This is a genomic window from Paenibacillus sp. NPDC055715 (assembly GCF_053617595.1).
In genome coordinates this window covers 761,335-780,973 of sequence record NZ_JBSHGA010000001.1, presented here as the reverse complement: position 1 = coordinate 780,973, position 19,639 = coordinate 761,335, and the positions used below count along the sequence as shown (strand labels likewise).

Here is a 19,639-nt window from a genome sequence, read left to right as displayed (position 1 = left end):
CGAGTAGATAGAGATAACAACGATGAAAAAGGTTTGGAATGCTTCATGCTTATCATTAAGGGGGGAACTGCATTGACGTGGATGTATATCGTATGTGGTGTTTTGCTAGCGATTGCGCTGGTCACGGATTTACGTAGTATGAAAATTCCTAACAAGCTTACGCTGCCCGGCATGGCGATGGGCTTGCTGTTTAATACGGTGTTTGGGGGCTGGCATGGATTTTTATTTGCAGCCGCTGGACTGGGTACGGGATTTGGCTTCATGTTGATTCTGTACTGGATGGGAGCTGTAGGAGCAGGCGATGTGAAGCTGTTTGGCTTAATCGGAGCATGGACGGGGGCTGCTTTTGCATGGCAATCGGCTCTATATTCGATTTTTTTCGCGGGTATTATTGGCGTGGTGATCCTGCTGTGGAGACGGGAAACCATGATGAGATTGCGGCGTGTGGCTTTTAATTTGGGAGGATTTTTTCTGTTTCGCAGCGGCAAGGCGCTGACGAGCGGAAGGGAAGCACATCTCAGGTTTCCTTTTATGACCGCAGTTATTCCGGGAGCGATCAGCGCTTATCTTTACTTTTTGCCATAACATGTCCGGTTAGGTAGATATCATGGTACTCACGGAGATTGGGAAAATGCTAAGGAGGTCATGAATTGTTTGGTTTAAGCAGGGATTTTGCCCGCAACGGCGGGACATTTATGATTTTGAACAAGGAAAGTGGGCTTAAGACCGATGATTTAAATTCTGTGCAAACCGGAATGATGGCTGGCAATCGGATTCCCGGTCTTCTGGAGCTAAGAATCAAGGAAGTCGATTTTCAGGTGGAGCTGCACTACGATATTTCGGGTCAACGTATGCTGTCTCAGGTATGGAAGGGAGGAGGAGTATCGACTTCCGATTTCTACCGGATTCTTTTTGAAGTGGCGGATGCCCTTCATCGTAGCCCGCAATACATGCTGGATAGGCTTCAATTTATTTTGCATGAGGATTATATTTTTATTAGCGGTTCAAGCTCAAGGGAAAACGTTAGTTTAACCTATGTTCCTTTGCAGGGTATACGAAATGAAGGGCAGGCAGGGAGCCAATTTAAGCAATTGGTCATTCGCTTGATGACACGTGTGGTTCATTTTCAAGGGGACCATATGCAGCGCATATTTGAACTGTGCGACAGGAATGAATTTGATCCGGGAGCATTGAAGGAACTGCTGCTGCAAGGGATGACGGTCGGCGCAGACAGCTTTAGCGTTCAAGGTGAAGATGGAGAAGGACGCAGCAGAGATACCCGTGTTCGAATGGGAGTGCAAGGAGAGCGTGACGGATTGCATTCAACAGATGCATACGGAAAATCTTTTCCGTCAGCCGATCATTCGACGAGTCGAGGAGGATATGGGCAAGGAGAGGAATCTAAATTTTTCGCCTCAAGGGAACCGAGACTCCAGAAAAAAATGCATGAGGATCAGGAAACGCTTCAGGAGATCCAGGAGCTTAAACGGATCAATCGGCTCAAGCCGTCCGTGAAGCCCCAGGAGAATGATGAGGCAGATGTAGAAATAGAAGAAACGGAGCCTGCATTGCAGAAATATAAAACGTACATTGCTTTAGTCTGTCTTCTCGCTTCGGCCATCGTGTGGCGCTATATTTATCTGGACCATCCAGATACGGTGCCGCTCGTTATTTCCGTTGTGCTGACCTTGGTACTCGCAGCCGTTGGTTATATGAGCTGGACGGGAAAATGGGGACGCAAGGGCGCTTCGTCTCATACCTATGCGGATTCAGTCCCTGTGCTGGATTCGGAATGGCTTGGCGCAGCTTCTCCTGCACAGCGGAAAAATGACCGTTATCAGGTCGATAAGCTAACCGGATTCGTAGCAGGACGTCAGAAAAAGGATAAGCACTCTTCCAATTCAGATGATCAAGGACAGGAAAGCTGGAGATGGTCTTTTCCTGACGCTGAATCTGAAAATATGGGTAGTCGGGGTGCGGGAGATATAGGTAAAGCTTCTGCACGTCATGACGTGCACGAGCCGCAGAGGAGAGATACGGCTCGGGAAAGTGATTTGGAAGCCAGTGATACCAGCGAGGCATATTATAAGTCGCTGTCTGGTGTGACGGAACTGCTAAATGCTACATCGAGGCAGGAAACGGTGCTGCTTCATGCAGATCAGGGGATACATATTCCACACGTTCAGCAATCACCGATTGCCTGTTTGGAACGCAAGCCACCGGGAAGTGAAGCGGCCGAGCGTATCCGATTGCAGCCGAACCAATTCGTTGCAGGCAGCTTCTTCATCGGAAGAGAGCCGCAATTGGTCCAGTTTGTAGAACATACGGATGGAGTGTCCCGTTCTCATATTGAGCTTTGTATAGATGCAGAAGGACAAGGTCACATTGTTAAGGATTTGTCCTCGACGAACGGAACCGCTCTGAACGGAGAGCCAATGGTGCCTTACAAGGAGTATGCTATGAAGGAAGGAGACACTTTTAAAATAGCCGGAGTGTCCTATACTTATCGACTGGAATCTTTTAAATTTCCCTCCAGCGCTTCTTGAGTGAAGGGTAGTTTGATATGTATAAAGAAGGAGCCCGATTAATGCTACCGGCTTCTTTTGTATTCTAATAGAAAAGAGGAACCCTAGCTGATAAAGATTTTATCAGCTAGGGTTCCTCTTTTAAATTCAATGCTTCTTATGAGGAGAATGTAGCTCCCCCAGTGCCTTCTTCAGTGAAGGATAGTTAAACTGAAACCCGTGCTCCAGCGCTTTGCGCGGGATTACTTTTTGGCCGTCCAAAACGAGGGTACTCATCTCACCGACTAACTTCTGAACGAGAACTCCGGGAACGGTAAACCAGTGTGGGCGGTGGTAAACCTCAGCCACAGTTCTACCAAACTGGTCGTTCGTCAACGGGTGTGGTGATGATGCGTTCACGGCCCCGGTAATATCCGTTGTATGGATGCAGTGAGTGATCAGGCGGACGATATCCTCAATATGAATCCAGCTCATCCATTGGTCACCGCTGCCTATTTTGCCGCCGAATCCGAAGCTGTAAGGCAGCTTCATGAGTGGGAAAGCCCCGCGTTTGCTGTCCAGTACGAGACTAATGCGGAGCTTGATTAACCGGGATTCGGAAGTGTAGGCATTGGAGGCTTCTTCCCACTGCTCGACCACTTGAGACAGAAAGTCTTCCGAATGGCGCGGGCTGGTTTCATCGAACGTTTCAGTGAGAGATGTGCCATATGCGGCGACAGCCGAAGCTTGAATGATGACTTCCGGCTTTTTTTGCAGAACATTTAGCGCTTGGGCCAATTGGGCAACGGACAACAGGCGTGATTGGAGAATTCTTTGCTTGGACTTGTTCGTCCAGCGCTGATTCAGCGTCTCTCCTGCCAGATTAATGGCCGCGTCTGTGCCTTCTAGTGATTCGGGTTTTTGTTTCAGTTCGTTCCAGCTCATGAATTGCAAGCGGGGGCTTGTATCGTGACCTACCAGCGGCTTGCGGGTGATCACTTTCACGGTGTTTCCATCGTCGAGCAGGCTTTTGACCAGTACACTCCCTACCAATCCAGTACCTCCGCATATAATGATATTCATGGAGTTCGACTCTCCTTCCGATTCGCAAAAAAATATATATGTATACAATATAACCCTTTTCGAGAAAAAAACCTCATTTGAATGTTCATTTGCCTCGGTTCTCTTACGTGTAATCCTGATTTGTGTGCACTACCATAAAAGCCATGTTGTTTGATTTCAATAATCACGTTAAAATGATTAAATCAAAATAAGACAAGCATAACAGGATAACAAGGATAAGGGGATGAAACCGAATCATGCTGAAAATTGGTTCTCATGTGTCCTTCTCGGACAAGGGTCTGCTCAGCGCTGCAAAAGAAGCGTCTTCTTACGGGTCCAGCTCGTTCATGATATACACGGGGGCACCTCAAAATACGCGCCGTAAGCCGATGGAATCCATGTATCTGGAGGAAGGCAAGCAGTTGATGGCTGAAAAAGGGATGGAGGATATCGTGGTGCATGCCCCGTATATCATCAATCTCGGCTCTTACAAAGAAAATACCTATGAGCTCGCGGTCAGCTTTCTTCAGGAGGAAATTCGTCGCACCCACGCGATTGGCGTGAAAAACATCGTGCTTCATCCGGGCGCTTTTACTGATAAGGATGCAGAATACGGAATTGGGCGTATCGCCGACGGTTTGAATGAGGTACTGAACGGTGTGAAGGAGACGAATGTCAACATTGCGCTGGAAACAATGGCGGGCAAAGGCACCGAAATGGGCCGCAGCTTCGAAGAAATTGCCTCCATTATAGATAAAGTAGAGCACAACGAGCGTCTTACGGTTTGTATGGATACCTGTCATATTCACGATGCGGGCTATGATATTGTGAATGATCTGGACGGCGTGCTGGAGCAATTTGATCGTATTGTCGGGCTGGATCGCATCGCAGTGGTTCACGTCAATGACAGTAAAAATACGGTTGGCGCCCATAAAGACCGCCATACTCCGATTGGATCAGGCTGGATTGGCTACCAGACCATTCATAACGTGGTACATCACGATGCGCTTCAAGGTCGCCCGTTTATTTTGGAAACGCCATGGATTGGGAAGGAAGCGAAAACCCAGCGTCCGATGTATGAGGTTGAAATCGCTTTGCTTCGCGGGAATGTGAAAGAGCGTTTTGGCGATGAGTTTGTGGGTCAGGTAGAGCAACTGCATTCGTTTTTCAAAAAGCAGGATGTGGATGTGCGTAACTTTGTGCTGGATACCTGGACGCTATTGAAAAATGATGCCAAAGCGAAAAAAGCTGATCCGCGCGAGCCGCTGGAACGTCTGTATGACATGGTAACGGAAGCAGCATTGTTTCCGGAGTTGAGCGAAGAACATATTAATCATCGTCTGATTGCCTGGTTTGCCGGCAGTCATTTGCCAGTGACGGTATAAGCCAAGGGGGATTTGTAGCCACATGGTAAAACATCAGCCAAGCAGTACTCAATCTGTGTATGAAAACCGTGCGCGTATGCTCGTATCCTGTCCTGATGGCCCGGGTATTGTAGCGGCCGTGTCTCGCTTTTTGTACGAGCATGGTGCCAACATTGTTCAATCTGATCAATACACGATGGACCCGTCCGGCGGTATGTTTTTTATGCGGGTTGAATTTGATCTGCCAAACTTGAGTAAAGCCCAGCCCCAATTGGAGCAGGATTTCATCGCGGTTGCACAACAATTCCGAATGGAGTGGACGATTTCAGCGGTCAGCCGCAAGAAAAAGCTCGCCATTTTCGTTTCCAAAGAAGATCATTGTCTGGTGGAGCTACTGTGGCAATGGCAGGCAGGGGATCTGGACGCAGATATTTCTCTGGTGGTCAGCAATCATCCGGATATGAAGAAGTATGTGGAATCGTTCGGTATTCCGTACCACCATATTCCGGTGACAGCCGATACCAAACTGGAGGCGGAACGCCGTCAGCTGGAGGTCATTGGTGAAGATATCGACGTCATTATTTTGGCTAGGTACATGCAAATTATTTCACCTAAGTTCATTGAGCATTACCGCAACCGGATCATCAATATTCATCATTCGTTCCTGCCTGCATTCGTGGGTGGAAAGCCATATGCTCAAGCCTATAATCGCGGTGTGAAAATTATTGGCGCTACCGCGCATTATGTAACTGAGGATCTGGACGGTGGCCCGATTATCGAGCAGGACGTACAGCGGGTAAGCCACGGTGATGATGTCAATGAGTTAAAACGGATCGGTCGCACCATTGAGCGAGTCGTTTTGGCAAGAGCCGTGAAGTGGCATGCGGAGGACCGAATTTTGGTTCATGAAAATAAAACGGTCGTTTTTAACTGATTTTATATTGATTTAAAATGTAAAAGTTCATACTTTTTACAAGCAAAGCCCGTCGAAATGACGGGTTTTTGCTTTTTTCTATGGAAATCGGGTGCCAAAACCGGACAAAATACGTTGTTTTCGCGATTTTATGATTTTTAAACGATTTTCTAAATTAAGTCTCCATCTTCAAGCGTGTTAAGGAACGTTAGTTCCAACGGTAAGGTGGAGATAAATTTCAGTTTGGCGTAGCCAAAAAGGTTTGCTTATTATTTGGATAGGTTTATAATCAGTCGTATCAAGTACAAGGATTGGTATATCAATGAAATTAGATAGTAATAATCATTCAGTGTTCTTATTGAATTATCATCTCGTACTTGTCGTGAAATATAGAAGAAATGTATTTGATGATGAAATATCCGATTATGCAAAAGACATGTTTGTGCGACTTGCGGAGGGTTACAACATAACTCTAATAGAATGGAATCATGACAATAACCATGTTCACGTTCTGTTCAAAGCACATCCGAACACTGAAATGACAAAGTTCATAAATGCGTATAAGAGTGCAAGTTCTCGACTCATCAAAAGAGATTTTCCGCAAGTCAGAAAGAAGCTTTGGAAAGAAATGTTTTGGTCAAGAAGTTTTTGCTTACTTACAACAGGTGGCTCGCCTGTTGAGGTAATAAAGAAGTATATAGAAAATCATGGTCAAAAGTGAGGTGAGAATATATGGATAAATATAATAAAGCATATAAGTTTCGTTTGTATCCAACAGAGGAACAAGCCCACCTTATGCGTAAAACTTTTGGTTGTGTTCGTTTTGTGTATAACAAAATGTTAGCTGAACGCAAGGGAGTATACGAACAATTCAAGGACGATAAAGAAGCCTTGAAAAAGCGAAAGTTCCCTACCCCTGCTAAGTATAAAGATGAGTTTGTTTGGCTGAAAGAAGTCGATTCTTTGGCATTGGCTAATGCTCAATTAAACTTGCAGACTGCTTACAGAAATTTTTATAGTGGAACGACTAATTTCCCTGCATTCAAGAGTAAGAAGGCAAGAAAATCATACACAACCCATGTTGTGAACGGAAACATTATGCTTATGAATGGCTATATCAAATTACCAAAGCTCAAACGGGTGAAAGTAAAACGACATAGAGAAATCCCTGCTGAACATATCATCAAGTCATGTACGATCTCGATGACATCCACTGGGAAATACTACGTGTCTATTCTCACTGAATATGAGACGGAACGTATTCAAAAACAAGTCGAAACCGTTGTTGGGTTAGACTTTACAATGGCTAAACTATATGTCGGTAGTGAGGGTGAGAAAGCCAATTATCCTCGTTTCTACCGTCAAATGTTAGATCGTTTAGTGAAAGCGCAACGTATCTTATCCAGACGTGTGAAAGGTTCTTCTCGCTGGAACAAGCAAAGGATGGTAGTAGCAAAGATTCATGAAAAAATCACCAACCAACGAAAAGACTTTCTACATAAGGAATCACACAAATTGGCCAAACGGTATGATGGCGTGGTCATTGAAGACCTCAATATGAAAGGAATGTCGCAAGCCCTGAACTTTGGCAAAAGCGTTGCTGACAATGCTTGGGGAATGTTCACGACATTTCTCCAATACAAGTTAGAGGAGCAAGGAAAAAAACTGATAAAAATAGACAAGTGGTTTCCATCGTCTAAGACTTGCTCGTGTTGCGGTAAAGTAAAGGAATCTCTATCCCTTTCTGAACGTATATTCCACTGTGAATGTGGTTTTGTGTCAGATAGGGATGGGAACGCTTCTATCAATATCAGAAGCGAAGGATTGCGGCTGTTAGAGCAATTGTAGTCCACAATAGAGCATGGTTCAGGCTTGATAGCTAAGTAAATTTCGTACCGTTAGGTACGATTACCTTAGAAGCCCTCACCTCTAAGCGTTAGCGTAAGTGGAGGGTAGTTCACATGAGCTTAATACTGGTATATTTGTATAAGGACTCGGTACTACATGTTCACAACGATCTTCATAAACGATCTAGCAAACCTGAACGGCAAATGGTACAATATTCAAGAGTGTATAAGTCATATTGAAACATTCAAGCAGATTCACTCACTTCAATGAGCGTCGTTTCTATATCAGACGGCGGTATTGGCGAGCATGACCGAATGTAATTGGAATACTTTTCACAATATGAGGAGGTTAACCATGACTGACCAGAATCAAGCGATTCAAAAGGATGAAAACTTCACGATCGACAACTTGTCCATTACGACAATCCGTACGTTGGCAATTGATGCCATTGAGAAGGCAAACTCGGGACATCCCGGCATGCCGATGGGTTCCGCGCCGATGGGCTACCAACTTTTTGCTAAAACGATGAATCATAACCCGAATCACCCTACATGGATTAACCGTGACCGTTTTGTACTGTCCGCAGGACACGGCTCCATGCTGCTGTACAGCTTGCTGCACCTGAGCGGTTATGATCTGCCTATGGAAGAACTGAAACAATTCCGTCAATGGGGCAGCCTTACACCAGGTCACCCGGAGTTTGGACACACCGCTGGCGTAGACGCTACGACCGGACCTCTGGGACAAGGTGTAGCTATGGCCGTAGGTATGGCAATGGCTGAAGCTCAACTGGGTGCAACCTATAATAAAGACCAATTCAAAGTTGTGGATCACTTCACGTATGCAATCTGCGGCGACGGCGATCTGATGGAAGGCCTGTCTCACGAAGCGGCTTCATTGGCTGGACGTCTGCGTCTGGGCAAACTGATCGTATTGTTTGATTCCAATGATATTACACTGGATGGCAAGCTGGACCTATCTTCTTCCGAAAGTGTTGCCAAACGCTTTGAAGCCTACAACTGGCAAGTACTGCGCGTAGAGGATGGTAACGACCTTTCAGCGATCCAAAAAGCGATTGAGGAAGCGCAAGGCGACTCGACACGCCCTGCGTTGATTGAAGTGAAAACAGTCATCGGCTACGGAAGCCCGAACAAGCAAGGTAAAGGCGGACATGGCGGTACTCACGGTTCTCCACTGGGCGCAGACGAAGCCAAGCTGACTAAAGAATTTTACAAATGGGTATACGAAGAGGACTTCCACGTACCCCAAGAGGTTCGCGAGCATTTTGCTAAAGTAAAAGAGCGCGGCATCACAGCGAACAAAGCATGGGATGAGCAGTTCGCGAAATACAAAGCAGCTTACCCTGACCTGGCAGCTCAGTTCGAAACAGCCGTAAGCGGCGACCTTCCAGAAGGATGGGACCGTGATCTTCCGAAGTACACAACTGAAGACAAAGCAGTTTCGACTCGTGTGGCTTCTGGTAACGCACTGAACGGATTGGCTCCAAACGTACCATTCCTGACTGGCGGATCTGCCGATCTGGAAAGTTCCACGATGACACACTTGAACAACCTGACGAACTTTACGCCAGAAGACTATGCCGGCCGTAACATCTATTTCGGTATCCGCGAGTTCGGTATGGCTGCTGCGATGAATGGTATGACATTGCATCAAGGGGTAAAAGTATTCGGCGGTACATTCTTCGTGTTTACGGATTACTTGCGTCCAGCCGTTCGTCTGGCAGCTCTGATGGGATTGCCTGTAACTTACGTTCTGACTCACGATAGTATTGCTGTTGGTGAAGATGGCCCGACTCATGAGCCGATCGAACAATTGGCTTCCCTGCGTATTATCCCGAACCTGACGGTTATCCGTCCAGCGGATGGTAATGAAACTTCCGCTGCTTGGGCTTACACGCTGGAAAACAAGAAAAACCCAGTTGCTCTGGTATTGACTCGCCAAAACCTGCCAATCCTGGCTGCTACTGCTGAACATGCACGCGAAGGTATCAAACGCGGTGCTTATGTCGTTGCAGATGCGACAGACGGTACACCGGTTGCTCAAATTCTGGCTACAGGTTCCGAGGTACAACTGGCTGTTAAAGCTCAGGAAGCACTTGCGGAGCAAGGTATCCAAGTACGCGTCATCAGCTTCCCAAGCTGGGATCTGTTCGAAAAACAAGACAAAGCATACAAAGATTCCGTTCTGCTGCCTGAAGTAAAAGCTCGTTTGGCTGTAGAAATGGCTTATCCACTGGGCTGGGAAAAATATGTCGGCGACCAAGGCGACATTCTTGGTATTAGCACATTTGGCGCATCCGCACCTGGCGACCGCGTCATTAAGGAATATGGCTTTACGGTAGAGAACGTTGTTAATCGTGTAAAAGCTTTGTTGAAATAAAACAATCTTTTAACAGACAGTCGTAACCTAAGCAAGGCTTACGGCTGTTTGTTTCATACATCGAGGAAATTTGCAGCCGTGCGTATTTTCATACTGAGGCTTGGAGCAAATTTATGTTATGATCCATAAATATTCATTCAACAATTGATGAGCAGATGAGGGGGATAACGAATGACACAGTTTGATGGAGTCAGCGTAGTTAAAAAAGCAAATGTATATTACGACGGTCAGGTCACAAGCCGTACGGTTATTTTGGGTGATGGCAGTAAGGTAACATTGGGGATTATGCTGCCGGGAACGTATGAATTCGGCACGGATTCTCATGAGATCATGGAGATTTTGGCTGGGGATTTGAAAGTACTGCTTCCGGATACTGAGCAATGGCTGGAAATACAGGGAACGGCAACGTTCCACGTGCCTGCGCAATCTTCCTTTAAGCTGGAAGTACGAAGCGTAACAGATTACTGCTGTTCTTACCCGGAATAAGTTAGTGAAAAAAGGGCAAGCACCACTCGACTTTAAGCCAAGTGTACTTACCCTATAAGCTACGCGATATGTACAAAAGCACAGCAACATGGTTAAAAAGAAGGATGCGGCTTATTTGAGTGGCTTACCGCCAATAGTGTGACCGATCCACGCCTCATAGGTCTTCACGACAGCGGACAAGTCCTCGTCGCCGTAGCCTTGCGTTTGCCCGGCTTGAAACAGGCTTTTGGCAATGGACAGCATAGGCGTCGGGATGGACAGGCTATCCGTCAGCGAAGCAGCGAGCTTCAAGTCTTTGAGCATCAAGGCAAGTGAGAACTGGTTGCTGAAATCATGCTCGATAATTTTACGTCCTTTCAGGTCAGCAGCCTTGCTGCCTGCCGATCCGAGCTGTACCAGCTCAAGGAAGCTGTCCGCCGGAATACCGGATTTGGCGGCGATGGCAAAGCCCTCAGCCAGAGCGAGGTTGTTAATACCGACCATCGTGTTATGTGCGAGCTTGGCTACGGCCCCGCTGCCATTCGGTCCCATGTGGAGCACTTTTTTGCCCAGAGTATCAAAAACGTCTGATTGTGCGGCAATGGCCTCCGCGTCACCGCCGACCATAAACACGAGCGTACCGTCCACAGCAGCAGGCTTACTGCCCGTTACCGGAGCATCAATGAAGGAACAGCCCAGCTTGTCCGCCTCGATGGCTAGTTGTTTGACCAGTTCAGGTGAAATGGTGCTGTTGTCCATCACGGTTACACCAGACGTAAGACCGGCAAACACGCCGTCTTCGCCGTAGTAGATATCACGGATCGAGTGATCATCGCTGACCATGGTAATGACCAGCTGTTGACCTTCAGCCGCCTCACGAGGCGTTGAAGCCGTACGTGCGCCTTGCTCTGCCAGTGGTTGGCAGCGTGAGGCGGTGCGATTGTAGACCGTGACTCCATATCCCTGCTTCAGCAGATTGGATGCCATCGGGGCGCCCATGGTGCCCAGTCCAATAAATCCGATGTTTTTCATAGCTAATCACCTTTCTTGTTGGAGGTTGCCGTAAGATGCACATGCGAGTTCGGCTTGAATTGACTGTTTAAACAGGTTGATCTCCATATATTGTAGCATGGGTACGCCGCCCTATCTACACTAGGGTTTGGCAAAGGCACCGGACACACAGGTAACGCAAGCTTGTCAGGCTCTGCAAATTAAAGTATCCTATTCCTAAGTCCTTATGTTCGTATGCATAGTCTTAGCAATACAAAACAGGAGGTTTTAAACATGTCTAAAAAAGTTCTTTTTGATTATACCAAAGCGCTCTCCTTTGTAGGGCAGCACGAAATTGATTATTTTGCAGAACCCATCAAGCTGGCTCATGAGCAGCTCCATAACCAAACCGGTGTAGGCTCCGATTTCCTGGGTTGGATTGACTTGCCTACCAATTATGATAAAGAAGAGTTTGCACGCATCCAAAAAGCTGCTGCTAAAATCCAAAGTGATTCCGAAGTGCTGATCGTCATCGGCATCGGCGGTTCTTACCTTGGCGCACGCGCTGCGATTGAAATGCTGTCGCATTCCTTCCATAATGCACTGCCTAAGGACAAGCGCAAAGGCCCAGCTGTTTATTTTGCAGGCAACAACATCAGCTCTACATATGTAAATCATCTGTTGGAACTGATTGAAGGAAAAGACTTCTCCGTGAATGTCATTTCTAAATCAGGTACAACAACAGAGCCAGCGATCGCTTTCCGCGTATTCCGTGCGGCTCTGGAGAAAAAATACGGTAAAGAAGAAGCGCGCAAACGCATTTATGCAACAACAGATAAAGAACGTGGCGCTCTGAAAAAACTGGCTAACGAGGAAGGCTACGAATCCTTCATTATTCCTGATGATGTAGGTGGCCGTTACTCCGTGCTGACAGCAGTAGGCTTGCTGCCGATTGCTACAGCTGGTATTAACATTGAGGAAATGCTCCAAGGGGCGGCAGACGCTTCCAAGGAATACAGCAATCCGAATGTAGCTGAGAACGAGGCTTACCAATATGCAGCCGTTCGTAACGCTTTGTACCGCAAAGGTAAAGCCATTGAAATTCTCGTGAACTATGAGCCGTCCCTGCATTTCGTTTCCGAGTGGTGGAAACAATTGTACGGCGAAAGCGAAGGCAAGGATTACAAAGGGATCTACCCTGCTTCCGTCGACTTCTCGACTGACCTGCATTCCATGGGACAATTCATCCAGGAAGGTAGCCGTAACATGTTCGAGACGGTTATCCAAGTGGAAAATGTACCTAGCCACATCACCATCGAAGCAGATGAGGATGATCTGGATGGACTGAACTTCCTGGCAGGCAAAACGGTGGACTTTGTAAATAAAAAAGCATTCCAGGGTACACTGCTGGCTCACACAGACGGACAAGTACCGAATCTGATCGTGAACATTCCTGACCTGAGCCCTTACTCCTTCGGGTACCTGGCTTATTTCTTCGAAAAAGCTTGCGGCATCAGCGGCTACCTGTTGGGTGTGAATCCGTTCGATCAACCGGGCGTAGAAGCTTACAAGAAAAACATGTTTGCTCTGTTGGGTAAACCAGGCTTCGAAGAGCAAAAGGCTGAGCTTGAAGCGAGATTGTCCGAATAAGGAAGCTGTAAACTCCTGACCGAAACAGGATTTCAGATAGGAGCGTTATAGCGTCTAGCACCAAATAGAGTACAGGAAAGCAGTTCACCAGCTGCCAGAAGCGGGGGACTGCTTTCCTGTAAAATGAAGTAAGGAAGGTTATTTGTGATATGTTGGAACAATACCGAACTGTACGCGACTCCGGCAGCAAGGAAATTGTGATCCGGAAATCCCGTTTTATCGGCCACATCCAGCCTGTTCAGACCGAGGAAGAAGCGGCGGCTTTTATCGAGCGCATTAAAAAAGAGCATTGGAACGCAACCCATAATTGTTCTGCCTACATGATCGGAGAACGAGACGAAATTCAGAAGCAATCGGATGACGGAGAACCGAGCGGTACGGCGGGCAAGCCCATTTTGGAGGTTATTCGTAACCAGAAGCTGAAAAATGTGGCGATTGTCGTTACCCGTTACTTTGGGGGGATTTTGCTGGGAGCAGGCGGTCTGATTCGTGCATATTCAGACGGTGCTGTTGCAGCAATCGAGGCAGGGGATGCGATTACGCGTGTGCTGCATCGTGAAATTTTCGTGAAATTGGATTACACCTGGTTGGGCAAAGTGGAAAATGAATTGCGGAATCGCAGCATCCGTACTGGAGAAACCATGTTTACGGATAAAGTTACCTTAACCTGTCTGCCGCTGGCTGGTGATGCGGAATCCTTCAGCAACTGGATAACAGACTTGACACAGGGACAATTGCTTGTGTCGGAGGGAGAGCAGCTTTACTTTATTGAAGGGGAATAAATAATATGGCTAGAAGAGCAGTAGAACAGGAGTTGTCAAGAGGGCGGATTCTGGAAGCGGCTAGGCACTTGTTTATTACCAAGGGCTACCGTGCTATTTCAATGCGCAGCATTGGCCAACATCTGGGTTACAGTCATGGTTCGTTATACTATCATTTTAAAGAGAAGGCTGAACTGTTCTACGCCATTGTGATTGAGGATTTTAATACGTTACGCGGGATTCTACTGCAAGAAGCAACAGGCACGCCGGATGATGGTCTGAACAGACTGGAGCACTTGATGCTGAAGTTCATCCGTTTTGGCTTGGAAAATCCTTATCAGTACGAAATTATGTTCATGATGCACGATGAAGAACTGTTCGCTTACTGTCGCACGGAGCAAAACCGTTGTGTAGAATTATTCGCGTCCATGATCCGTCAGGAATTAAGTGATCAAGGACATCCAGAGGAGGAATGCTCACGAGTACCGAAAAGTCTGTTTTTGTCTATGCACGGCTTTGTGTCCTTTTACATTCAGGATGGTTTAACTTTTGAAGAGATCAGGCCCGCTGCTTTGGCACATGTAAAGCTGCTGTGCAGAAACCTATGAGCGTACCTGCAATCACATGCCTCGGCTATGAATCTGTAGGACACTTTTCTGGGTATATTCACTTCATGACGGTGCCTTATCATTACGGTACTTTGCGAAAGCGATTAAGATTGTAATAGACGATGATGCATCCAGCAGGAGAACATCATCGTCTGTTTTTTTTGCATGGTCAGCCTCTCATGATTTTTACATAATACTGACGTCTGCGTGGCCCGTCGAATTCGCAAAAATAAAGCCCCTGCCACCGTCCGAGCAGCAACTTTCCATCATGAATAATGACAGTCTGAGGGGGTTCCGTGGTGCTCTCCCTTCTTCTTATATTTTACCCATTTTACTCTACCCATTTAACAGCCGACGTAATATATAGAGTTGACGACGAAAGCTTTCCTTTGATAAAGTATCACATAAGAAAAACATAGTATATACATTGGAATAATAAAATGATTTCAAATGGGTACGCGCTTTGCGGTAAGCAAGGATGCTGCTGTTCCGACACAGGTTCAGAAGTGGAAAGGGAGTGTACGGTTATGCATGTGGAGGTAAGGGGTTTAAACAAGCATTTCGGTAGTTTTCATGCGGTTAAGGACGTATCCTTTGATATTCAAGCGGGTCATCTGATTGGTTTACTCGGTCCGAGTGGTGGCGGTAAAACGTCCATCCTTCGGATTTTGGCGGGTCTGGAGCAACCGGATGCGGGAGAAATTCGTTTTCACGGAAAAAGGGTAAACGAGTTGGCCCCGCAGGAGCGTGGAATCGGATTTGTATTTCAAAACTATGCTTTGTTTAAGCACATGAGCGTGTATGACAATATTGCTTTTGGTCTAAAAGTGAAAAAAAGCTCTAAATTCCGCATCAAGGAACGCGTCACAGAGCTGGTCGAGCTGACAGGACTCAAAGGCTTCGAGCACCGTTATCCGCATCAGTTGTCTGGTGGACAGCGACAGCGAGTTGCTTTTGCGCGCGCTTTGGCACCGGAGCCTCAATTATTGTTGCTGGATGAGCCTTTTGCAGCCATTGATGCCAAGATCCGTCAGGAGCTGCGTACCTGGCTGCGGGAGCTGATTGAGCGGGTGGGGATCACTTCGATTTTCGTCACCCATGATCAGGATGAGGCAATTGAAGTAGCAGATGAAATTATGGTAATTAATCAGGGACGGCTGGAGCAGAAGGGAACACCTTGGGATATTTATAAAAAGCCGGGGACCCCTTTCGTAGCTTCCTTTATTGGAGAATCGACGGTGATCGAACAGGCGGGGAATCTCAAAGGCTTCGATCAAGCTGCTGGAGTGGGAGCACGTGCCTTGATCCGTCCGGAGTATATTGATGTTGGACCGAGCGAGGAGTTTGCGCTTCTGTCGGCGACCGAGGAAGGCATTGTGAAGCATTTGCATTTTCGGGGGAGTGAGTGGATGGTTGAAGTACAGGTCGGGGATCATCGGCTCATGACGTACCGTTCGCTGGAGAAGTCCACATTGGAGCCTGGTCAGCAGGTGCGTGTGCTGGTGCATCGGGCTTATCTGTATAACGATCAGTCCAGTTGGATGGTGGAAAACCGCCTGAAGAAAGATCCAATGCCTATCATGATTTAATCATAAAATGATCACGCATGAGGGGATGTCCAGCCTGATTTCAAGGTTTGGGCATGCTCCTTTTGGCGTTGGGCGCTGGCAGGATTTACGTAAACCTGATGTGTTCGCTATAATAATAGTAAAAACATCCAGATAGATAGGAGTTAAACCATGAATTGGCTTATTTTTCTTGGCACGGGGGATGCGATGGGGGTTCCGCGTGTATATTGTGATTGTTTCGTATGCACAGAGGCTCGTACGACAGGGGCGAATGTAAGGCTGAGATCGTCTGTGCTGATCGAAAGTGGGACGGAGGACTTTATGATTGATTGCGGCCCGGACTGGCGCAAGCAGATGGAAATGCGCGGGCTTCGCTTCAGCCGTACAATCCTCGTGACGCACGCACATTTTGACCATATTGGAGGACTGCCAGAATGGGCGGATGCCTGTCGCTGGACGGGTAACAGAGGCCGTTTGTACGCTCCACAAGAGGTAATCGACACGATCCTGCGTCAATTTTCCTGGCTTCCGGGGCATCTTGACCTTATCCCTGTCGATCAGGGAGTGCAACTTGGGGGATGGAATATCCAGGGATGGCGTGTGAATCACGGGAAGAATGGTTATGCCTACGCTTATCGACTGGAAAAGGACGGCTTCTCGTGGGCCTATTGTTCGGATTCGATCGGACTAAATGATGCGGAAATCCTGCCCCTGCACAATCTGGATTTGCTCGTGCTGGGAACGAGCTTTTATCATGAGGAGGCTGAATATGCGACCCGCTCGGTATACGACATGCTGGAAGCTCAGGAGCTTATAGGAAGACTCAAACCCAACCGCACGGTATTTACACATATGTCTCATGATGTGGATGTCACACGCAACTACGGGCTTCTGGAAGGGATCAGCCTGGCACAGACCGGTATGAGCCTGCCATTGGAGTAATGCTGTCCCTTACATCGTCCGGCTGATCCGGAGAAGGGTAGCTATACCTTCTTTGATTTGCAGCTCGTTGGCATACGAATAGGACAATCTCACATGCGTTTTGCCTTCCACGCCAATCGGATCGAATACATTACCCGGTACGAAGGTGACCGATTCCTGCGCACATTTGGCGAGCAGTTCATTTGGTTTCAATGTAGAAGGCAACTGGAGCCACAGACTGAGACCGCCTGCCGGGCTGGTCCATGTCCAGCCGGAATCGCGAAGGCTGTCTTCCATCGTTTCCTTGCGAATCTGGAGCGCGATACATAGCTTTTTGAGATGCTGCTGCATGCGTGGAGATTGAAAATATTGCAGGAACAGCTTCTGATTCAGCAGTGGCGAGCCGTTATCTACCAGCGCTTTGACGTTCAACAGGCTGTTCATGAGCTGTGGTCGGCAGGTCACGGCTGCGATTCGCAGACCTGGCGCGACATATTTGCTGTAGCTGCGAATGTAGACGACGCTTCCCGAAATATCATAAGCAAAAATAGGTGACGGCGGCTTTTGCCCAAAGCTGATGTCATAGGTGCTGTCGTCCTCGACAATAAGGCAACCGTAGCGCTCGGCCAGCTCGGGCAGATGTTTGCGCTGTTCATCGGGTACCGTGAAGCCAGTCGGGTTATGAAACGTTGGATTGATATAGAACACACGTGGCTTTTCTGTTTTCATGCACCATTCAATCTGTTCCATGTCATAACCTTCCGGTCGGATATCGGTCATCGTCAGACGGGCACCTTGTCTGCGGAATATTTCCATAGCAGGACCATAGGCGGGACGCTCGGTCAACACGCGGTCTCCTGTCCGGATCAGAGAACGGGAAATCAGGTCGATGGCCTGCTGAGCGCCGGAGGTAATCAGCACTTCGTCCGGTGACAATGCAAAATGCTTATCGACACTAAAATGTTGCGCCATCGCATCCCGAAGCTCGGCATCGCCCTGTACAGAGGAATAGGTGGCCGCTACTTTCGGATGCTTTTCAAATACCTTCATCATCAGTTCTCCCCAAAATCGGTTGGGCAGGAGAGACGGGTCAATCAGCGCTTTGGAAAACTGAAAATTCGCATTCACCGATTGAACGCGGCTAAGTCCATCCATTCCCCTCCAGGCTGAAACAGACGGATCATCTGCTGCATGAGCCGATTCGGAGTGAAACGTGAGATCAATGGACGAATGCCCCGAGTAGCCAGCATATTTCGCATGCCGGGGCGTTTGGGAAGCAAGAACGTAATATCCTGATTTGTCCTTTACATAGACCATTCCCCGTTGCTTCAACTCCTGATATGCCCGGAAAACGGTTAGCCGATGTACACCCAGTTCCTGAGCCAGGCTTCGTACGGACGGCAGCTTCGTGTCTGCTTGCCAATCCCCGCGATCAATCCGCACAGTCACATAATGGATAACCTGCTCATATAGCTTTAAGGCATGATCGGCCGAAAAGAGTAATTCGCTGTTGTTCTTGCCCACGCTGTCCACGCTCCTTTTGTGTGTATTTTACTATAAAACATCTCAAAACCTCATACAACTGTTCTGTGGTTACACATCTGTTCTATCTGTCTCCCTGTATGCTTGAAAGCAGCTGAAGGGAGAGGGACGTATCATGGTTGGTATCGCGTTTACGGTAATGTGTCTTATTTTTGGTACAACGTTTTTGGCTATAAAAGTGGGGGTAGAAGCAGGACTTCCGCCGTTTTTGTCGGCAGGCGTGCGTTTTTTCGCAGCAGGGGCTATATTGTTTATCGCCATGAAGCTGACGGGGAAGGTTCGCTGGTCGTTATTATGGCGGAAGGAAATGGTATTCATTGGAGTGGGCACGACCTTCGGTACGTTTTCGGCCTTGTATTGGGCAGAGCAATATGTCAGCTCGGGCATCGGAGCCATTTTGTCAGCTACCGGACCGATGATGATCGTTATTTTGCAATCCATGCTTCTAAGGCAAAAAACGTCGCGGATTACGGTCATTGGCTGCATGATTAGCTTTCTCGGAGTGGTGCTGGTGCTGCTGCCCGGATTGGTAGTTCAGATCAGTGGCCTGTGGCTAGCAGGATGCCTTGTCATTTTGCTGGGGGAGCTCTGTTATTCCGGGGGCGCTCTTTATTCCAAGCGGGTGATGGATGTATTTCGTGAAACGAGCCCGATTGCTCTGAATGCGGCGCAAATGCTGCATGGAGGATGGATGCTGCTGGTACTGTCTGCGATTACGGAGCCGTGGAGTTCTGAGGGGTGGCAGTACCTTCCTGCTATGGGCTCTTTATTGTACCTGATTCTGTTTGGGTCGATGATTGGACATACACTGTTCTACTGGCTCATGGAGCGTACAAATCCTCTTTTCCCGACGACGTGGCTGTATATTTCACCGCCGATTGCGGTGGGGTTGGGAGCGTTGTTGTACGGAGAGCAGGTAAGCTGGTGGATGCTGGCGGGGGTGCTGCTCATTATGACCGGATTAATTCTTATGAACAATGGAATGATCCGTCTGGTGAACAGGCGAAAGGTGCGTTCTGCTGCCTGATATGTTGAATTTGTTA

At 47.7% G+C, this 19,639-nt stretch carries 17 protein-coding genes and 1 pseudogene; 14 read left to right on the top strand and 4 right to left on the bottom strand.

Annotated elements, in window-relative coordinates; translation table 11 throughout:
* The first annotated feature begins 72 nt into the window (after positions 1 to 72).
* Together ACWGOO_RS03860 and ACWGOO_RS03855 are read left to right on the top strand one after the other, a co-directional pair.
* Entirely contained in the window at positions 73 to 585 is a 513-nt protein-coding gene (locus tag ACWGOO_RS03860) for an A24 family peptidase (protein ID WP_452481507.1), read from the top strand.
* A gap of 65 nt (positions 586 to 650) precedes the next feature.
* Positions 651 to 2,546, top strand: coding sequence for a DUF6382 domain-containing protein (locus tag ACWGOO_RS03855; protein ID WP_452481506.1), 1,896 nt, complete (start codon positions 651 to 653; stop codon positions 2,544 to 2,546).
* Between the two features lie 126 nt (positions 2,547 to 2,672).
* Here ACWGOO_RS03855 and ACWGOO_RS03850 read toward each other — a convergent pair whose 3' ends face one another.
* Complete coding sequence (locus ACWGOO_RS03850; protein ID WP_452481505.1) at positions 2,673 to 3,587, bottom strand: TIGR01777 family oxidoreductase; 915 nt, start codon at positions 3,585 to 3,587, stop codon at positions 2,673 to 2,675.
* 236 nt (positions 3,588 to 3,823) lie between these two features.
* Here ACWGOO_RS03850 and ACWGOO_RS03845 point away from each other — a divergent pair, with 236 nt between their 5' ends.
* The 6 genes from ACWGOO_RS03845 to ppnP all read left to right on the top strand — a co-directional run bounded on the left by ACWGOO_RS03845 (position 3,824) and on the right by ppnP (position 10,577).
* Positions 3,824 to 4,951: a deoxyribonuclease IV gene (locus ACWGOO_RS03845; protein WP_452481504.1), complete on the top strand. Its 1,128-nt coding sequence runs from the start codon at positions 3,824 to 3,826 to the stop codon at positions 4,949 to 4,951.
* 22 nt (positions 4,952 to 4,973) lie between these two features.
* Complete coding sequence (gene purU, locus ACWGOO_RS03840; RefSeq protein WP_452481503.1) at positions 4,974 to 5,864, top strand: formyltetrahydrofolate deformylase; 891 nt, start codon at positions 4,974 to 4,976, stop codon at positions 5,862 to 5,864.
* A gap of 301 nt (positions 5,865 to 6,165) precedes the next feature.
* Positions 6,166 to 6,564 (top strand): IS200/IS605 family transposase, encoded by a 399-nt coding sequence (gene tnpA, locus ACWGOO_RS03835; protein ID WP_452481502.1) that lies wholly within the window; start codon positions 6,166 to 6,168, stop codon positions 6,562 to 6,564.
* 11 nt (positions 6,565 to 6,575) lie between these two features.
* Complete coding sequence (locus ACWGOO_RS03830) at positions 6,576 to 7,691, top strand: RNA-guided endonuclease TnpB family protein (protein ID WP_452481501.1); 1,116 nt, start codon at positions 6,576 to 6,578, stop codon at positions 7,689 to 7,691.
* A gap of 354 nt (positions 7,692 to 8,045) precedes the next feature.
* Positions 8,046 to 10,091 carry a transketolase gene (gene tkt, locus ACWGOO_RS03825; RefSeq protein ID WP_452481500.1) on the top strand — a complete coding sequence of 682 codons (2,046 nt, stop codon included), beginning with the start codon at positions 8,046 to 8,048 and terminating at the stop codon, positions 10,089 to 10,091.
* Between the two features lie 171 nt (positions 10,092 to 10,262).
* Positions 10,263 to 10,577 (top strand): pyrimidine/purine nucleoside phosphorylase, encoded by a 315-nt coding sequence (gene ppnP, locus ACWGOO_RS03820; RefSeq protein WP_452481499.1) that lies wholly within the window; start codon positions 10,263 to 10,265, stop codon positions 10,575 to 10,577.
* A gap of 111 nt (positions 10,578 to 10,688) precedes the next feature.
* Here the strand turns inward: ppnP and ACWGOO_RS03815 are convergent, their stop codons facing one another.
* The gene (locus ACWGOO_RS03815; protein WP_452481498.1) at positions 10,689 to 11,588 is read right to left on the bottom strand and encodes an NAD(P)-dependent oxidoreductase; all 900 of its coding nucleotides are present in this window, start codon (positions 11,586 to 11,588) and stop codon (positions 10,689 to 10,691) included.
* A 252-nt stretch (positions 11,589 to 11,840) separates the two neighbouring features.
* On the opposite strand from ACWGOO_RS03815, the gene ACWGOO_RS03810 reads away from it, so the two are divergent.
* The 3 genes from ACWGOO_RS03810 (at position 11,841) to ACWGOO_RS03800 (ending at position 14,565) form a co-directional block, all read left to right on the top strand.
* The gene (locus ACWGOO_RS03810; RefSeq protein ID WP_452481497.1) at positions 11,841 to 13,196 is read left to right on the top strand and encodes a glucose-6-phosphate isomerase; all 1,356 of its coding nucleotides are present in this window, start codon (positions 11,841 to 11,843) and stop codon (positions 13,194 to 13,196) included.
* 149 nt (positions 13,197 to 13,345) lie between these two features.
* On the top strand, positions 13,346 to 13,978 hold the full coding sequence (locus ACWGOO_RS03805; RefSeq protein ID WP_452481496.1) for a YigZ family protein: 633 nt from the start codon (positions 13,346 to 13,348) through the stop codon (positions 13,976 to 13,978).
* Between the two features lie 5 nt (positions 13,979 to 13,983).
* Positions 13,984 to 14,565: a TetR/AcrR family transcriptional regulator gene (locus ACWGOO_RS03800; RefSeq protein WP_452481495.1), complete on the top strand. Its 582-nt coding sequence runs from the start codon at positions 13,984 to 13,986 to the stop codon at positions 14,563 to 14,565.
* Positions 14,566 to 14,734: 169 nt separating this feature from the next.
* On the opposite strand, the pseudogene ACWGOO_RS03795 reads toward ACWGOO_RS03800, so the two are convergent.
* A pseudogene (locus ACWGOO_RS03795) lies at positions 14,735 to 14,866 on the bottom strand (YjbQ family protein); the annotation flags it as partial.
* Positions 14,867 to 15,092: 226 nt separating this feature from the next.
* Between ACWGOO_RS03795 and ACWGOO_RS03790 the strand changes: the two are divergent.
* Both ACWGOO_RS03790 and ACWGOO_RS03785 read left to right on the top strand, forming a co-directional pair.
* Positions 15,093 to 16,154 carry a sulfate/molybdate ABC transporter ATP-binding protein gene (locus ACWGOO_RS03790; RefSeq protein WP_452481494.1) on the top strand — a complete coding sequence of 354 codons (1,062 nt, stop codon included), beginning with the start codon at positions 15,093 to 15,095 and terminating at the stop codon, positions 16,152 to 16,154.
* Between the two features lie 150 nt (positions 16,155 to 16,304).
* Positions 16,305 to 17,075, top strand: coding sequence for an MBL fold metallo-hydrolase (locus tag ACWGOO_RS03785; RefSeq protein WP_452481493.1), 771 nt, complete (start codon positions 16,305 to 16,307; stop codon positions 17,073 to 17,075).
* 9 nt (positions 17,076 to 17,084) lie between these two features.
* On the opposite strand, the gene ACWGOO_RS03780 is transcribed toward ACWGOO_RS03785, so the two are convergent.
* On the bottom strand, positions 17,085 to 18,578 hold the full coding sequence (locus tag ACWGOO_RS03780) for an aminotransferase-like domain-containing protein (protein WP_452481492.1): 1,494 nt from the start codon (positions 18,576 to 18,578) through the stop codon (positions 17,085 to 17,087).
* 133 nt (positions 18,579 to 18,711) lie between these two features.
* Here ACWGOO_RS03780 and ACWGOO_RS03775 point away from each other — a divergent pair, with 133 nt between their 5' ends.
* The gene (locus ACWGOO_RS03775) at positions 18,712 to 19,623 is read left to right on the top strand and encodes a DMT family transporter (RefSeq protein WP_452481491.1); all 912 of its coding nucleotides are present in this window, start codon (positions 18,712 to 18,714) and stop codon (positions 19,621 to 19,623) included.
* Positions 19,624 to 19,639: the final 16 nt, after the last annotated feature.

What these genes read in the sequence shown, in the direction of transcription:
- ACWGOO_RS03850 (WP_452481505.1), bottom strand. Translation starts at nt 3,587, where the DNA reads ATGAATATCATTATATGCGGAGGTACTGGATTGGTAGGGAGTGTACTG.
- ACWGOO_RS03845 (WP_452481504.1), top strand. Translation starts at nt 3,824, where the DNA reads ATGCTGAAAATTGGTTCTCATGTGTCCTTCTCGGACAAGGGTCTGCTC.
- purU (WP_452481503.1), top strand. Translation starts at nt 4,974, where the DNA reads ATGGTAAAACATCAGCCAAGCAGTACTCAATCTGTGTATGAAAACCGT.
- tnpA (WP_452481502.1), top strand. Translation starts at nt 6,166, where the DNA reads ATGAAATTAGATAGTAATAATCATTCAGTGTTCTTATTGAATTATCAT.
- ACWGOO_RS03830 (WP_452481501.1), top strand. Translation starts at nt 6,576, where the DNA reads ATGGATAAATATAATAAAGCATATAAGTTTCGTTTGTATCCAACAGAG.
- tkt (WP_452481500.1), top strand. Translation starts at nt 8,046, where the DNA reads ATGACTGACCAGAATCAAGCGATTCAAAAGGATGAAAACTTCACGATC.
- ppnP (WP_452481499.1), top strand. Translation starts at nt 10,263, where the DNA reads ATGACACAGTTTGATGGAGTCAGCGTAGTTAAAAAAGCAAATGTATAT.
- ACWGOO_RS03815 (WP_452481498.1), bottom strand. Translation starts at nt 11,588, where the DNA reads ATGAAAAACATCGGATTTATTGGACTGGGCACCATGGGCGCCCCGATG.
- ACWGOO_RS03810 (WP_452481497.1), top strand. Translation starts at nt 11,841, where the DNA reads ATGTCTAAAAAAGTTCTTTTTGATTATACCAAAGCGCTCTCCTTTGTA.
- ACWGOO_RS03805 (WP_452481496.1), top strand. Translation starts at nt 13,346, where the DNA reads ATGTTGGAACAATACCGAACTGTACGCGACTCCGGCAGCAAGGAAATT.
- ACWGOO_RS03800 (WP_452481495.1), top strand. Translation starts at nt 13,984, where the DNA reads ATGGCTAGAAGAGCAGTAGAACAGGAGTTGTCAAGAGGGCGGATTCTG.
- ACWGOO_RS03790 (WP_452481494.1), top strand. Translation starts at nt 15,093, where the DNA reads ATGCATGTGGAGGTAAGGGGTTTAAACAAGCATTTCGGTAGTTTTCAT.
- ACWGOO_RS03785 (WP_452481493.1), top strand. Translation starts at nt 16,305, where the DNA reads ATGAATTGGCTTATTTTTCTTGGCACGGGGGATGCGATGGGGGTTCCG.
- ACWGOO_RS03775 (WP_452481491.1), top strand. Translation starts at nt 18,712, where the DNA reads ATGGTTGGTATCGCGTTTACGGTAATGTGTCTTATTTTTGGTACAACG.